This is a genomic window from Bacillus sp. CZDM1 (assembly GCF_055502545.1).
In genome coordinates, this window is the sequence record NZ_JBUESO010000005.1 from 1 (window position 1) to 14,393 (window position 14,393).

General features: G+C 39.1%; 15 protein-coding genes and 1 riboswitch. Of the genes, 8 read left to right on the forward strand and 7 right to left on the reverse strand.

Annotated features, from left to right (window positions below):
- Positions 1-143: 143 nt before the first annotated feature.
- The 3 genes from ACY3XC_RS12690 to ACY3XC_RS12700 form a co-directional block, all read right to left on the reverse strand.
- Positions 144-1,532, reverse strand: a complete 1,389-nt coding sequence (locus tag ACY3XC_RS12690) for a S1C family serine protease (RefSeq protein ID WP_464868881.1) — start codon at positions 1,530-1,532, stop codon at positions 144-146.
- Between the two features lie 243 nt (positions 1,533-1,775).
- On the reverse strand, positions 1,776-2,588 hold the full coding sequence (gene zupT, locus ACY3XC_RS12695) for a zinc transporter ZupT (RefSeq protein WP_179156627.1): 813 nt from the start codon (positions 2,586-2,588) through the stop codon (positions 1,776-1,778).
- A gap of 205 nt (positions 2,589-2,793) precedes the next feature.
- Complete coding sequence (locus ACY3XC_RS12700) at positions 2,794-3,207, reverse strand: hypothetical protein (RefSeq protein ID WP_464868882.1); 414 nt, start codon at positions 3,205-3,207, stop codon at positions 2,794-2,796.
- A gap of 406 nt (positions 3,208-3,613) precedes the next feature.
- Here ACY3XC_RS12700 and ACY3XC_RS12705 point away from each other — a divergent pair, with 406 nt between their 5' ends.
- Together ACY3XC_RS12705 and ACY3XC_RS12710 are read left to right on the forward strand one after the other, a co-directional pair.
- Positions 3,614-4,270 carry a 5-bromo-4-chloroindolyl phosphate hydrolysis family protein gene (locus ACY3XC_RS12705; RefSeq protein ID WP_464869247.1) on the forward strand — a complete coding sequence of 219 codons (657 nt, stop codon included), beginning with the start codon at positions 3,614-3,616 and terminating at the stop codon, positions 4,268-4,270.
- Positions 4,267-5,451 carry a toxic anion resistance protein gene (locus ACY3XC_RS12710; RefSeq protein WP_464868883.1) on the forward strand — a complete coding sequence of 395 codons (1,185 nt, stop codon included), beginning with the start codon at positions 4,267-4,269 and terminating at the stop codon, positions 5,449-5,451. Before ACY3XC_RS12705 ends, ACY3XC_RS12710 begins: the two co-directional genes overlap by 4 nt.
- 41 nt (positions 5,452-5,492) lie before the next feature.
- Here the strand turns inward: ACY3XC_RS12710 and ACY3XC_RS12715 are convergent, their stop codons facing one another.
- A complete protein-coding gene (locus ACY3XC_RS12715) occupies positions 5,493-6,407 on the reverse strand; it encodes a M15 family metallopeptidase (RefSeq protein ID WP_464868884.1) in 915 nt (304 codons plus the stop codon).
- Positions 6,408-6,611: 204 nt separating this feature from the next.
- A riboswitch (cyclic di-GMP riboswitch) is annotated at positions 6,612-6,696 on the forward strand.
- Positions 6,697-6,742: 46 nt separating this feature from the next.
- Between ACY3XC_RS12715 and ACY3XC_RS12720 the strand changes: the two genes are divergently transcribed.
- Complete coding sequence (locus ACY3XC_RS12720) at positions 6,743-6,913, forward strand: hypothetical protein (RefSeq protein ID WP_464868885.1); 171 nt, start codon at positions 6,743-6,745, stop codon at positions 6,911-6,913.
- Positions 6,914-7,198: 285 nt separating this feature from the next.
- Here the strand turns inward: ACY3XC_RS12720 and ACY3XC_RS12725 are convergent, their stop codons facing one another.
- Positions 7,199-8,242, reverse strand: a complete 1,044-nt coding sequence (locus ACY3XC_RS12725) for a multicopper oxidase domain-containing protein (protein ID WP_464868886.1) — start codon at positions 8,240-8,242, stop codon at positions 7,199-7,201.
- Between the two features lie 333 nt (positions 8,243-8,575).
- Between ACY3XC_RS12725 and ACY3XC_RS12730 the strand changes: the two genes are divergently transcribed.
- The 4 genes from ACY3XC_RS12730 to ACY3XC_RS12745 all read left to right on the forward strand — a co-directional run bounded on the left by ACY3XC_RS12730 (position 8,576) and on the right by ACY3XC_RS12745 (position 10,827).
- Positions 8,576-9,076, forward strand: coding sequence for a transposase (locus tag ACY3XC_RS12730; protein ID WP_464868887.1), 501 nt, complete (start codon positions 8,576-8,578; stop codon positions 9,074-9,076).
- A gap of 48 nt (positions 9,077-9,124) precedes the next feature.
- Entirely contained in the window at positions 9,125-9,742 is a 618-nt protein-coding gene (locus ACY3XC_RS12735) for a hypothetical protein (protein ID WP_464868888.1), read from the forward strand.
- A 230-nt stretch (positions 9,743-9,972) separates the two neighbouring features.
- Positions 9,973-10,650, forward strand: coding sequence for a copper homeostasis protein CutC (locus tag ACY3XC_RS12740; protein WP_464868889.1), 678 nt, complete (start codon positions 9,973-9,975; stop codon positions 10,648-10,650).
- Between the two features lie 39 nt (positions 10,651-10,689).
- Complete coding sequence (locus ACY3XC_RS12745) at positions 10,690-10,827, forward strand: hypothetical protein (protein ID WP_464868890.1); 138 nt, start codon at positions 10,690-10,692, stop codon at positions 10,825-10,827.
- Positions 10,828-10,948: 121 nt separating this feature from the next.
- Here ACY3XC_RS12745 and ACY3XC_RS12750 read toward each other — a convergent pair whose 3' ends face one another.
- Positions 10,949-12,655, reverse strand: a complete 1,707-nt coding sequence (locus ACY3XC_RS12750) for a hypothetical protein (protein WP_464868891.1) — start codon at positions 12,653-12,655, stop codon at positions 10,949-10,951.
- Positions 12,656-12,778: 123 nt separating this feature from the next.
- Positions 12,779-13,081 carry a hypothetical protein gene (locus tag ACY3XC_RS12755; RefSeq protein ID WP_464868892.1) on the reverse strand — a complete coding sequence of 101 codons (303 nt, stop codon included), beginning with the start codon at positions 13,079-13,081 and terminating at the stop codon, positions 12,779-12,781.
- Between the two features lie 278 nt (positions 13,082-13,359).
- On the opposite strand from ACY3XC_RS12755, the gene ACY3XC_RS12760 reads away from it, so the two are divergent.
- The gene (locus ACY3XC_RS12760) at positions 13,360-14,262 is read left to right on the forward strand and encodes a lysostaphin resistance A-like protein (protein ID WP_464868893.1); all 903 of its coding nucleotides are present in this window, start codon (positions 13,360-13,362) and stop codon (positions 14,260-14,262) included.
- The last annotated feature ends 131 nt before the right edge of the window (positions 14,263-14,393 follow it).

The window sequence follows — 14,393 nt, forward strand, 5'->3', positions numbered from 1 at the left end:
TGAATCACTCCCTTTATGACGATTATGGCCATAGATTTCCGGTATTATTCGTGTCAACTATGATGGGCGCAATTCACTGTCACCATTTATTCATTTTCCTTCATTTATACATCCATTTATACATTTATATAAACCATCATCTTTTAACTATCGTTTTCTTCGTCTTTTTTCTGTTGTTTCTTTTGCTGCTCTTGGAGGGCGAGTATGATGTCTTGGACGTCAATTTTGCCATCGTTGTTTAGGTCTGGAATGGTGTTTTCCGGTACCTGTGGCGTTGGTGGTGCTGGCGGTATCTGCGGTGCTGCTACAGCAGGTGCAGGTCTGTTTTTCGGTTTAAAGGCAAAGGTGAATACTAAGAGCAGTATTACTAGTAAAGCGGCAACTCCATCTGCGATATAGAAGATGGTTTTATAATCGGACCATAAAGTTTTACTGTCACCAGCTCGTTGTTCGGAATTCGTGATGAGCTTTTTGATTTCGGAATGGTTTGGATAGAGCCTCTGTACCGCTTCGAACTTTTCAAGAGCGTTATCATAATAGCCGCCCCAATAAAGCTCTAGCCCTTCCTTATAAAGTTTATCTGTGTTGCTTGAACTATTTTTCGCTCCGGCCTGATTTGTAAATTCTTTAACGGTATTCACCGGTACAGAAAAGTTGAAGCCTTGAACCTCTTGGCCATTAACAGTATCACCTCTAAAGGTGAGTAGTCCAATGATTTCGCCTTTTTCATTGATAACTGGCCCGCCGCTATTCCCATGTGTGGCGGCTGCATTAATTTGAATAACCGGGCTTCCTTGCTCCGTTTTCTTATCAGTAGCAGAAATTTGGCCAGCATTCATTGAAGATACAAGAGAGGAATCAGGTGATAGCAAATCAGAATCGGCAGCAGCTGGGTAGCCGCTTACCCAAATGTTATCCTGGTTTTGGATATTATCAGAATTTCCAAGCTTCAATGTAGGAAGGTTTTTCCCTTCAATCTTAAGTACCGCTACATCTTTACCCTCATTGACAGGTGCACCATAGCTTTTCACTTCACCATCAAGAATGTCCCCGCCTGGTAAAATGACCTTAATAACTCTTTGAATCTCAGTGTATTGCGTATAAGTCAGCATGTATTCATACGCTGTTTCATAATCTACCTGAAAATAATCTGCCATAATCGTAACAAGCTGATCAAATGCAGCATTGGCAATATCTTCGTCTTCCATCTGAGCTGCTTCAACAACATGGGCGTTCGTGACAATATACCCATCAGAGCTGATTATTGCACCAGAACCAGAGCCCCCTACCACAGACTGGTAGTTTAATTGACTTAGTATGGCCTCTACCTCAGGGTCATTTGGATTGTTAAACTGCCAACCAACAACAGAATAGCCTAGTATCCGAACAACCGCTGGCTTCGTATATTCCGCTAGCTTTTGAGCTTGAGAAATATTCGAAGAGCTTGGCTTAATACCCAGTAGAACAAAAGAAGTAACCATCACCCCAATGAGTATCAAACAAAGCGGAATTGTAAAAAGGGCCCTTTTCATCAATAAATTCACCCTCTTCCATAAATTTTGGAATTTTCCATCTAATATATGCCCCTAAATTAACCTTGAAACTTTGTACCTAAAAATAAAGAACCCTGGTGCCTACCTTGGTGCCTGTCACCGCTCGTGGACACTTTCCACCTAGGGTGGACACTTCCAACCCTTAGGCGGACACCTTCCTGAATTGAACATGAAAAAAAGCCAGCGATTTGCTGGCTTTATGCATTCAATTGAAATTTTTGTTTAGATGAATAGTAATAGGCTAAGTGCCATGACGGCCATACCGGCAATGAGGCCATAGATTGCTAGATGGGATTCATCATATCTTTTTGCGGCAGGTAATAATTCATCCAGGGAGATGAACACCATGATTCCCGCAACTGCTGCGAAGATGATTCCGAACATAACATCGTTTAGGAAAGGCATTAAGAATAGATAGGCAACGATTGCACCAATTGGTTCCGATAGGCCGGACAAGAATGATAGTTTGAAAGCCTTTTTCTTATCGCCTGTAGCAAAGTAAACAGGCACAGAAACGGCAATACCCTCTGGGATGTTATGGATGGCTATCGCAACCGCGATGGCGATCCCTAGCGCAGGGTCCTGTAAAGCCGAAGTGAAGGTAGCAATGCCTTCAGGAAAGTTGTGGATACCTATGGCAAGTGCCGTAAATGTTCCCATTTTTAAAAGGTCAGGATTTTTCCCGTCAATGGGACCTGGCTGATTCATATCTTCTACTGTTTTTAATTCATGCGGGTTTGATTGCTTTGGTATAAATTTGTCAATGGCAGCAATCAAAAGCATGCCCCCGAAAAATCCACCAACCGTTAACCAGTTCCCCGGAACAACACCCATTGCATCTACAAGAGCTACCTTTGCTTTTACAAAAATCTCTACCATGGATACATAGATCATGACACCAGCAGAAAATCCAAGGGTAACCGATAGAAATTTAGTATTGGTATGTGATGTAAAAAATGCGAGCAGACTTCCTATACCTGTTGCAAGGCCTGCAAATAATGTCAGTCCAAACGCTAATAGCAGATTCTCTGTCATAGTCTCTTCTCCCTTTATTTTTTTATGTTTTTTATGTTTGAAGGTTTTGAATAGTATTATATATGCGCGAACACAGAAATGTTTCCTTTGAGAAACATTTTACACCTGCTGAAACAAAAAAACATTAAAAATAACTTAATAATATAAAAAAAGCGTGAGGTCCTGTATTTTACATAAGGACCTCACACTTTATCTTTATAGAAGATCAATAACCTTGGCCAAAACCTTCGCCATAACCACCCATTCCAGGACCATATCCCGGTCCATACATGCCATAACCAGGACCATAACCACCAGGTCCATATCCAGGGTAACCTCCAGGATATCCGTAGCCAGCACCGTAACCTGGACCATAACCACCGTATCCATAACCAGGACCATAACCGCCGCCAATACTTGAACCTAAATAACCTAATCCAAGGCCAAGCAGTCCAGCACCTACATTACCTAAATTAAAGCCGCCATGATGCCCACCGTGATGCCCGCCGCCATGATGCCCGCCGCCATGATGTCCACCGCCGTGATGTCCGCCACCGTGGTGACCGCTACCATGCTGGCCTCCTTGTTGTCCATATCGATAATCATAGGGCATTCCAAATGATTGATACATTTGTTTCATCGCACTCCTCTATCTAATAATTTAAATATTTTCATGTGTTACCTTCATATCCTATGTGTACCTGGGTATTCCTCTTGGACTATAGCCTAGATAATCTTAAACAGCAGGAGAGAGGTGGCCGCTTTCCTCCTGAGGGGGAAGTGTCCACCCTAGATGGACAGTGTCCACGAGCGGTGCCTGTCACCATCTACTGTCACCATCTACTGTCACAAACAACGATCAACAAAAAATACGTCTTAGGTCTTAGTCTTGTTTACGTTTGTGGTCTATGGAAAGCAGGATTTTTATGGTGTATTGTTGAAGTACTGAAGGAAGTCCCACTTTTGTGGTATTTTGTTTTGGTTGAAACATTTTTGTTGTTCATTCGTATGAATATAAAGGATTTTTTAGTCAGGAGTCGATTATGATGAACCGATTTTTAACGTTTTTAGTCCAAAGTGTTGTGACTGTTCCATCGGCTGTCACGGTATGGTTTTTAAGCTATTTTGCATTCGATTTAACATTTTTGATGTCGAGCGCCATTTCATTAGCAGGCGGAGTCATCGTTTACAAGATTACATCCGGGGTCATGACATCCCGCTTTTTAAAAAAACAACAGCTTACCAGAAAAGAATATCGTTATATAAAGAAAAACCTTGATGAGGCCAAACAAAAAGTTAATCGCCTGAATAAGTCGCTATTTTCCATTCGCGATCTTTCTACATTAAAGCAGAGACTGGAAGTTCTACGGATTACAAGGAAAATACAAAGCATGACGCAAGCAGAACCTAAGCGCTTTTATAAAGCTGAAAAATTTTACTTTTCTCATTTAGATTCCGTTGTCGAGCTTACAGAGAAATATCGGTTTTTAGCGCAGCAGCCTAAGAAAAGTCATGAGATTGATGTTTCATTATACGAGACACGCCAAACCTTAAACGACCTTACAAAGGCATTAGAAGAGGATCTCTATCATGTGGTTGAAGATGATTTAGATTCCTTGAACTTTGAAATTGATGTTGCCAAGCATTCCATCAAAAAACTCAATGATCCTAAAATCATAGATGAAAGGAGGAAGCTAAAATGAGTGAAAATAACTCACCGCAGTTGAATAAAACTGGAAATTTATTAGATGATATCCTTGCCAACCCGTTTGGTGAAAAACAAGAATTAGCTCCACAAACCCAGCCATCACCACAGCTTCAGGAAGCAAAGCCTGCTAAGCTGATTGATGTCATTCCGGAAGAAAACCGTGCAAAAGCCTACCAGCTTGCAGAACAAATTGACCCGAAAAACCACCAGGCGATGATTACGTATGGTACCCAAGCACAAGGGAAGCTTTTAAGCTTTTCACATACGATGCTTGAGCATGTACAGAAAAAGGATATCGGTGAGGTTGGCGAAATTATCAGTGATTTAATGAAGCGCCTTGATGAGGTCAATCCGGATGAATTAAAGGATGGGAAGCCATCCTTTTTCGGACGTATGTTTGGGAAAATCTCAAATTCTCTTCAAGAGGTACTGTCCAAATATCAAAAGACAGGGGCACAAATTGACCGGATTAGTGTGAAACTAGACCGGAGCAAGAACGTGCTGTTATCCGACATTAAATTGCTTGAACAACTTTATGAAACAAATAAAGAATATTTCCATGCTTTAAACGTTTATATTGCTGCTGGAGAAATTAAGCTGGAAGAGCTCCATCAAAAAACGATTCCAGAAATGAAAAGGGCAGCAGAGACAACAAATGACCAAATGAAATTCCAAGAAGTCAATGATATGATTCAGTTTGCAGACCGTTTGGATAAACGCTTATACGATTTGAAATTGAGTCGTGAAATTACCATCCAGAGTGCTCCGCAAATCCGCCTGATTCAAAACACGAACCAAGCGCTTGTGGAAAAAATACAATCATCGATCATGACGGCCATTCCGCTTTGGAAAAACCAAGTAGCGATTGCGCTAACCCTCATTCGTCAGCGTCACGCTGTGGAAGCTCAGAAAAAGGTATCACAAACCACTAATGAGCTGTTATTGAAAAATGCAGAAATGCTCAAAACAAATACGATTGAGACAGCGAAAGAAAATGAGCGTGGTCTTGTGGATATCGAGACCCTTAAGAAGACACAGGAGAACTTAATCACCACGCTTGAAGAAACGATGCGCATACAAGAAGAAGGGCGCCACAAACGCCGCCTGGCTGAACAAGAACTGGCAAATATGGAAAATGACTTAAGAGTAAAACTCTTAGAAATCAAAGGTAAATAACAAAAGCGTCAAGTTCCAATTACGGAACTTGACGCTTTTTGCTAATTAGAAACTGGTACTTCGTTAAAGTATTCTTCGAGAGTAATACCGGAAGTCATGATATCAAGAGCAATCTTTTTCCCAACATAGCGAAGATGCCAAGGTTCATATTGATAGCCGGTTATGTTTTTCTTCCCTTGTGGATATCTAATAATAAACCCGTATTCTGCAGCATGCTTTTCTAGCCAAACCGCTTCGTTTGTACCGCCAAAACAATCTTCTGCTGCACACTTTCCATTGCCGCCGGTAACATCAATAGCAAGACCCGTTTCATGTTCACTTGTACCAGGCAATGCACTATAGGTTCTTGCCTTATTATATCCGTCACGGTTTACATAATAGTTAAACAATTTCGTTTGGGTTGCATGAGATCGATAGCCGGATACACCTAATAAGGAAATACCTTGCTCTTTAGCTCCGGCAAATAATTCATTGATTGCGGCTGCTGCTTCCGAGCGCATTTTACGTTTTTCGTTAGTTGCTCCAGATATAAAGGGTATTTTCGTATAAACAAGATCTGTTGGATTATAACGATCTGGCAGCTTATTTTGTTGGTTAACTAGCACTGGTATGCTTGCTGGATTCGAAATAACCTGGACACTGTCGTGATTATTTTTTGCTGGTGTTGAATCTGGTGTTTGACCAGCTCGCGGTTCACCTGGTGTTTGATTCACAGGAGGGGTTTCTGCCTGTTTTTTCGGGTTCAAGTTTTCCACAGATTTATTCAAGTGATTTTCGACATCATTCTGCCTTTGATCTGCTGTCTCTGCATCCTTACTTTCGTTGTCTGGCTGTACCTTATGAGAGATTTCAGACTGTTCCGGATTTGTTTTCGCAAGTAGAATTTTTTCAGAGCAACCTGACAAGAGGGAGGATATCAAGATAATACTGACAATCATTAAAACATATTTTTTCAAAATTTAACTCCTTACATAAAGATTTTCTAATCATATTTGACGTCAATATAATACATTATGTTACAACTTTCGACACCCAACAACGTCTTTATTATAAAACAGGAATAGTAGCCTATTGGGAAAATTGGATATGGAATCAAAGTAGGACCTAAGACTCTTTTTTATCATTTAGTTGTATCATATAGTTCTATTAAACACATAAATCGTACGAAATGGCAAAGCTATTGAAAAATGGTGACGCAAAACTAAAGGGGCTAATGTTTTAGGACGATGCCAGCCAGTTACCGAACACGATCCTCTGCGGTTTATGTAAATCAATAGAGGAGGTTTTCTTTGTGTTTTTGAAAAATGTAGTATTATGGGGTAAATATTATTATCATGTATTTCAGTATCGGCATATGGAAATGATGCAAAATGATTGTTTAAGTGAGGAACTTAAGTGCGAGCTTAAGGTGAAGTCATTGTATCACAACAGTAAAGCAATTGAATTAGGAGCAAGAATATAGAACAAAGCCTGGGGTTTCCAGGCTTTTTACTTTGGGGATAAGTTGTGGATAGAGTGGGGAGGAATGTGAGTAAATAATCAACAGATGTGAATAAGTATGTTTATAATGTGGATATTTTTTTTTGATTTGTGGATATTTCAAAAATAAACTATTTAAGCACATCTATAACTGTGGATAAGTTCCACAGTAACTTGCAATTCTTATAACCTTTGTTGATAACTACTAGCCTAGAAGTTTCATAGGAAAAAGCATCGGAGAAATTTCCGATGCTTTTTGACAGTCAGTTTAGTGTGACATAGCTTGGCTTCCATCATCCAGTCCATCTTTTGTTACTTTCAAGATTCCAACAGCGCCCTTGGTTGCATGGTTAAACTGATGTGTCACAATGGGATAACTGCCTTCTTTTGTGACGGTGAATTCAACAACAGCCCCGCCGCTTGCTGGCAGCATTACAGTTTGCAAACCTTTCATGAGGTTAAATGGATTACCATCGATATAAACATTGTCAAATACGGTTCCGACCACATGAAAGCTGCTGACTTCATTTGGCCCCACATTGTTAATATAAATCCTGACCTTGTCTCCAACCTTTGCAAGGAGAGGAGTGTCGACTAGTGCGCCAACGGTACCGTTTGTATTCAAATCGCCTTCTTTTAATGCTTTAGCAGAGAAGACCACTTGACTCGGAACCCCATTTGTAAAATCCTCTAAGTCGTTGTATTTATACCATTCATTTTGAACGATGACAAATTCACGGTCAATTTCAGAATCAGTCGGATAGCCGCTTTTAGGTTTAACAATAATGGTTCCGTGCATTCCATTGGCGATATGGGATAAAACTGGTTTTGTACCACAGTGGTACATGAAAACTCCAGGATTGTTCGCTGGATAGGTAAAGCTGCCAGATTCATTTGGCATGATATCTATAAAATCCTTTGATGGGGAGGCATGAACGGCATGAAAATCCATGCTGTGCGGGATGGACGGATCCATGTTTTTTAATGTAAAGTTAATGGTATCGCCTTCATTCACAACAATGACTGGTCCTGGGGCTTCACCATTAAATGTCCATGCTTTGTACATATTTCCCTTGGTGATTTCAATATCGGTAATTTGTGCGGTCATGTCAATATTGACTTCGTGTTCACCGACACGTTCTATGTTGAGTGGAATTGGCTTTTGATTGAGATTTTTATGAGGTTCAATGACTTGTGAGGCAGTATTAGCTTTTGCTACTTTTACAGACTGTGTATCGTTGGCAGAATTACAAGCACTTAAAACCATTACAGAGGTGACTATAACACTAGCAAACTTCAAGAAATTTCTCATTTGATTCTACCCCTTTAATTAAATTGTTTACACTTTCATTGTAAATTCTGTAAGAAATACCCTAGTGATTTGAATCACTCATTTTTTGGAATTGTTTGAACACTTTGTGAAATGTTGAGCAATTAATAACGTTTATAAGTTAAATAAGTAATTAATAGGAGTTCTTTGGTCAAACTGGTATGTATGAAGGAGGTTGTAACTGCTTAAATAAATCTATAAGAAACTACAAAATAGTATTAAAATCTGACAAAAGAAAAGGGCCTAAATTCTTGCCTTCCTTCCGATAAAACCCTATAATTAACATAGAACATTTGTTCTAAAAGGGTGGGTGGAATGAAGATAACGAAAATTTGCCAAATAGACAATGGAAGTGCCGCCGATTTTGAAGAACTAAATCGAATAATAACTGTTTTTTGCGCTGCATTGCGGTATTCCTTTAATCGCTTGTTAGAGGGTGAACAGTCAGGCAAATTAATTAAATCAATAAGTGCTCTCTTTCATTTGAACAAAAGATATGCTGAAGATGCTGTGATGCAAGCCCAAGCAATAAACTCAAGTCAAAGAGAACTTTTACCCTTAAGAATCCAAGGGGTACAAGGGAAAATTAATAAGACCCGCATGAAATTAGAAGATTATCAGACAGGTAGGAAAAGGCCGAAAAAAGTCCCTCTTGAGACCTGTTTAAAAGGGTTGAGTGCCCGCTTAGAAAAACTTCAAATAAAGGAATCCGTTTTATTAAAACACCAGGAAGATCAGACAATTCCAACCGTCATCTTTGGTGGAAAAAAGAATTTTTATGAGCGTTTAAAAGGGAAAATATCAAGTAATGAATGAAAAAGTCTACGTTCTAATACCCTTTATTCTCGCGGTGATAAGTCAAAAATGGGTAATTTGAATACCCGAATCGTATTTGACGTGGTGGAACAGCAGTTTTTTATAGAAGTGGCCAATCCACTACTCGTTGAGGGTAGAAAAAGGAGTCCTAGATTACGATTCAAACTACATGTACCGGATAAATATTTCGATGATGTTGTTGGGGTAGTATTACCCAATGAAGTTGGTGTTACCTCAAAGAACAAACCTATAGAAGAATATATCCCCTACTCCATTGAGTTAAAACAGAAAAATAGTAAGATCTTTGTCCACATCACTTATGAAGAGGTTGTCCATGGTTCTATGCTGAATGGGAATGAAAAGATTCAGTCTGATTTACTTGCGGGAATTGATGTGAACATTGATCGCATAGCGGTTTCTATTTTAACCAAACAAGGAAATTTAGTAGAATCTAAAACCTTTTACTGTCATGAAATGGAATATGTAAAAAGCAACCGCAGGTCCAATATTTCAGGAGAAATCACAAAAGAAATCGTTCAGTATCTTTTGACTATGTTGTTAAAAAATATAGAAACTTTCAAAGAAAACCATAGTTGGAAACTATGGAATGTGATTCATAAAACATTAATGAGTAAGAACCAGGAATTACAACTGAAGGAGGTGTAATCCTGGTACTAAAATCCATTCTTTGTGGTAGGCTGACCAATGGAAGGAATGGTCTACTGCAAATCACCGGCTCTAACAGAGCACCGCGGGCTGTCTTGAACAATAGGTTCATGACAAGGTGTAATTCCCTTCCTGATGGCATGACGTGAGAATCGTCGCGGTATGTCTCCTTTTCTTGGTTCGGAGGCGAAAATATAGAATTTGATAGATTTTAGTAACCAGGAATAAGAATGTTAATTGAATTTATTGCCGTTACCATAGAGGACGCGAAATTAATTGAAAAATCAGGTGCAGACAGAATTGAACTGGTATCAGGTTTAACCGAGGGGGGCATAACACCAAGCTATGGGCTAATCGAAAAAGTGGTCAATAGTGTTTCCATTCCCGTTAATGTTATGGTTAGAACACATGGTCAATCATTTTGTTATTCAGTGGATGACATTGCGATTATGAAAAATGATATAAGGGTTATACGGAGCTTAGGGGCAAATGGAGTAGTATTAGGAATGCTGGATGGTGAAGGAAATGTTGACTTCCAGCAGCTTGAAGAGGTACTAACGGAAATAGGTACCATGGAGGTAACCTTTCATCGCGCCATCGACAATTCCAATAATATAGTCCAGAACGCCGAGAAATTGAATCAATATCAAGAAATTAAAACCATTTTAACCTCTGGGGGTCATGGCGACTGGCCAACACGCTTGGAAACCCTAAGGAAAATGAAAGAAATTTGTAAGGAAACGGAGATTCTAATTGGCAGCGGGCTGTCAAAGGATAATATCCGTGAAGTACATAAACAGGTAGGAACAAATTGTTATCACTTCGGCACTGCGGTAAGAATAGATCATAGCATTTTAAAAAGTGTTTCCCTAGAAAAAGCAGTAGAAATCGTTCATACAATGAAATAACTGGGCATATTAAAAATAAACTTACAACTGGAGGAAACAATGGAAAAAGAAAATGAAAGAGACCAAACCAGCCAAGGACTCAACCAAATCTTCGAAATCATCAACGCCAAAGGTGACAAGGGAGAACTAAAGCAGATCCTCCAAACAGATGAAGCAGAAGAAAAGGAAGATAAATAGGGAAATAGGGTGCTGTCACCAAATGGTGACAGGCACCGCCCGTGGACACTGTCCACCCCAGGCGGACAAAAGAGCAAAGGAAGACCTCAAACTTGGACAGGTTTGAGTTCTTTCTGGGTTTTTATTGCTTCTCAAATTGTTGATTGACGAAAGCGTAGGTTTCTGACTGCCCTTCTCCACCAAGGAGTGTTAGTGTATTATCGACTAATTTGGCATCAGACATCCCTTTTATGGCTAGGTCAGCACGCAGGCCTACACTTCCATTTTCGGAAATCGGACTGTACACCCATACAAACGATTCATAGGTTTGACTGAGTGCCATAATCACCAGCTCATGGGTGCCATTTTTATCGAAATCATGCTCTGTATGGTAAAGCGAAACCCCTTCCTTTAAAACTCCCTTCTCATCAAAGGGAGAAGCCTCTGAATCCATCACCAAATCAAAAGGAGTCTCGATATTTTGCCCGCCCGTTAATACAAGGCTTTTGCCACCCGTTGGATTTGCTTGTCCAAAGGTTATTTTCTGTTGTTCTCCATTTACAGTTAACACATAGGGATTACCAGCGTCCCAACGTTTAAATGGATCTAACGAGGTTTTCTCACTCATTTCCATTTCCACCGGCACTGCAGGTTTGTTTGTTTTTGAGAAGGCCGTCTTTTCATTTTCGTCAAACAAGACATCATATCCTAGATAAATACCGCCTCCTACCACAATGATGCTGATAAGTACAATGGATACAAGCCCGCCATACCTTTTTAAAAACTTAACGACTGGACTAGCGGTTTCATTTTGAACTTCTTTCACCAGTCTTCTAAAGCTGACGGTTGAAATCATTTGGAGTTCTTTTTTAGCATCTTTATTCTTCCAAATTGACCTTGGATGAGTTTTCAAATAGACCTTCAATGCGCGATGGTAATGATGATCAGGCTGAAGGTTACTCGCACTCCATTTAATAAATGATAACATTCGCTCATCATCCGCATGTTTACTCAAATATCCAAAAAGCTGTGGATAATGATAACCGTCTTCTTCATTATCAAAAGCAGCGAGTATATGCTGGAAATACTTTTCTGAAAGGTTACTCCGCAATACATTTTTTAATACCTCTCGAAGTTCCTCACGATTTGCAGGTGATAAACGCTGAAGGATCACTCCCACAGAAACGATAGGTTTGGTGAACAGTTCGTGAAGGACCTTCAATATCTGGTACTTACTGATGATTTTTTTATCCTTTAGTTCTATCTCAGTCAGCTTTCCAGTTGAAAGGAGCGCAAAGGCATCGATGTCCTTGAGAGTCATATTCTGTAATTCAAGATCATCTACTAACGCAATTTCCGCGTAAACCATCATCTTGTCTTTTATTTTTGAAAAATCAACTTCAAGGTTTGTTACGTTAAATGCTTGTACAGCACTAGCTGCTTTATATGGATCGGTGGAATTGCCAACAGCATCTGCTGTCTTTTGGATTGCCAGTACCTGAAAACGACGGTTCTTACGTAAATAGGGTGCAGTTTCAAGCAGATTATTTATCTCTGATAAAATGTCTTCAACCTGAGTGAGGTTGAATTTATTTTCAAGAATTAACTTTAACAGATTACTGTAGTCCTGTTGTTGATGAATAAACTCCAGTACATATTTGTAGATATTTTCATGGTCCTCAATCAATTTCCATAATGCATGAAAAACTGATTGATTCTGGTAATGTTCGAGTGTGTTCAGAATAAAGGCAAGCCCTTCATCCTTAAGGGCATTCTGGTTAGAGTCAAGGACAGCTTTAAAAGATTCAATTACATATTCCTTATTATTTTTCACATAGAAATTACTCAATCCGACTATCTCCCTTACAGTTTCTCCTATTAATATAGTAATTTACTTACGTTCTGAAACTTTATCGGATGAAAAGGAATATTCCATCAAATAATAAAAATAAAAAGACCGCAACTGGTCTTCTTATTTTTCATTTTTGGAAATTGGAATAAATGTATTGAAGAACCCGATGCAGGTGACCTGACTTAGGCCGATTTCGGAAAAGTCGGTTTTGTAGACTGAAAATATGAAGTAATCTGATTCCGTTGTTCCCATATCGAAAACCTCTTCCCCTGCTAGTGAAAGAATCCCTTTTTCAAGGATATTCGAAGATTGATCCATCGTTTCATGGGTAATCCATTCTATGTATTCCGAACGCCCAGGGTTTGTTTCGGATAATACGAATACAATGACTATCAATAGGATAATAGAAATGATCTTTTTCAATTTTCAGCCCCATTCTAATAATTGGTAATATTTACTCATTTTAAGTATAAATGGGGAGATTATGATTGTAAATATAAACCTTCGTGCTACATTGCTAGTAATATGATAAATTAGTACTAATTAACATTAAAGGGGATAAGTCCGTGTCAAGAATATGTAAATGGGTTTTTGGGTGCTTACTTTTCCTGCTGTTATTAAATGGACTAGGAATTTTGGCCGTACAGTTTTTATAATGATATGCAATAAATAGTAATTTCATAGAACAGGGACTGATAATAATGACCAATAATTTAACCAAGCCTGTTTCGAAAAGGCTTTTATTTGCACTTCTTACCATCACGTTCGGAGTCGAAATTGTCCTCTATTTAAGCGGTTTCAGCCTCCTGGCGGGTACCATCTATGATGCCATTATGGTATCTTCCTTTTTTATCGGATTAAAGCTGCAGCCAAGATTAAGCAACGGAATTCAAAAAACAAAGAGTCAAGTCATACGCCAATTTATTGGGGCATTCCTGATCTTTATTCTTGGAAGTACGATGATTAATATCTATTCCTCTTACGCCTTCCAGGATTTTAGCGATGATTATGAGCAATATGTGGATGAGTATACAGAAGTGGTTTCGTATGAGGTGCCTGAGGTGGAACCTGGTCAAGCAATTGAACCTGTGGATAATATGTGGGAAGTGGTTGGCGAGATTGATAGTATTGGGTACGATATTTTCACGGATATCCTTGCCGGATTTGAAGAGGTTTGGCGATTAGCTTATATGATTCTAATTCTCATATTTTTTAAAAAGGTTTTCCCAAGAAGATGGGAAAAAGGGCAGCGTGATATTTTCGTCCTGCTTGCGCTGTTTGTTACCTCATTCCTATTCGGAATTGATCATACCTTAAACTCGGTTCAATCCTGGCAATATGAAATTGGTGCCATCGTGACCTTTGCGAATATGGGCTTTTTATTTGGCTTGATTTTATTATGGACAAGAAATCTGTGGGTAACTGTTATCGTGCACTCCGTTTACGATATCCTAGCAACACTTTCTTGGTATTACTTTGATTTTATTGTCGAAATCATCGCGTTGATTCTTGTACCTATATACCTTGTAATATTAGCTATAGAAAGAAATCAACAGACGAAAAAGCCGATTGAACCGGTTGTGCCGGAAGAAATAGCTAATTAAGTAAAAAGAAGTACTATGACTTTGGTAGGAATTGTAAAAAGAGTGATATTTTTTTGTAGATTAATAGGAAAATTTATACTAATATCTAATATGGATATGAAATGAAGATAGGAAGGAAGTGTGTAATAAAG

Excerpts from the sequence above, each read along its gene's own strand:
- ACY3XC_RS12690 (WP_464868881.1), bottom strand. The coding sequence starts at position 1,532 with ATGAAAAGGGCCCTTTTTACAATTCCGCTTTGTTTGATACTCATTGGG.
- zupT (WP_179156627.1), bottom strand. The coding sequence starts at position 2,588 with ATGACAGAGAATCTGCTATTAGCGTTTGGACTGACATTATTTGCAGGC.
- ACY3XC_RS12700 (WP_464868882.1), bottom strand. The coding sequence starts at position 3,207 with ATGAAACAAATGTATCAATCATTTGGAATGCCCTATGATTATCGATAT.
- ACY3XC_RS12705 (WP_464869247.1), top strand. The coding sequence starts at position 3,614 with ATGAACCGATTTTTAACGTTTTTAGTCCAAAGTGTTGTGACTGTTCCA.
- ACY3XC_RS12710 (WP_464868883.1), top strand. The coding sequence starts at position 4,267 with ATGAGTGAAAATAACTCACCGCAGTTGAATAAAACTGGAAATTTATTA.
- ACY3XC_RS12725 (WP_464868886.1), bottom strand. The coding sequence starts at position 8,242 with ATGAGAAATTTCTTGAAGTTTGCTAGTGTTATAGTCACCTCTGTAATG.
- ACY3XC_RS12730 (WP_464868887.1), top strand. The coding sequence starts at position 8,576 with ATGAAGATAACGAAAATTTGCCAAATAGACAATGGAAGTGCCGCCGAT.
- ACY3XC_RS12735 (WP_464868888.1), top strand. The coding sequence starts at position 9,125 with ATGGGTAATTTGAATACCCGAATCGTATTTGACGTGGTGGAACAGCAG.
- ACY3XC_RS12740 (WP_464868889.1), top strand. The coding sequence starts at position 9,973 with ATGTTAATTGAATTTATTGCCGTTACCATAGAGGACGCGAAATTAATT.
- ACY3XC_RS12745 (WP_464868890.1), top strand. The coding sequence starts at position 10,690 with ATGGAAAAAGAAAATGAAAGAGACCAAACCAGCCAAGGACTCAACCAA.
- ACY3XC_RS12760 (WP_464868893.1), top strand. The coding sequence starts at position 13,360 with ATGACCAATAATTTAACCAAGCCTGTTTCGAAAAGGCTTTTATTTGCA.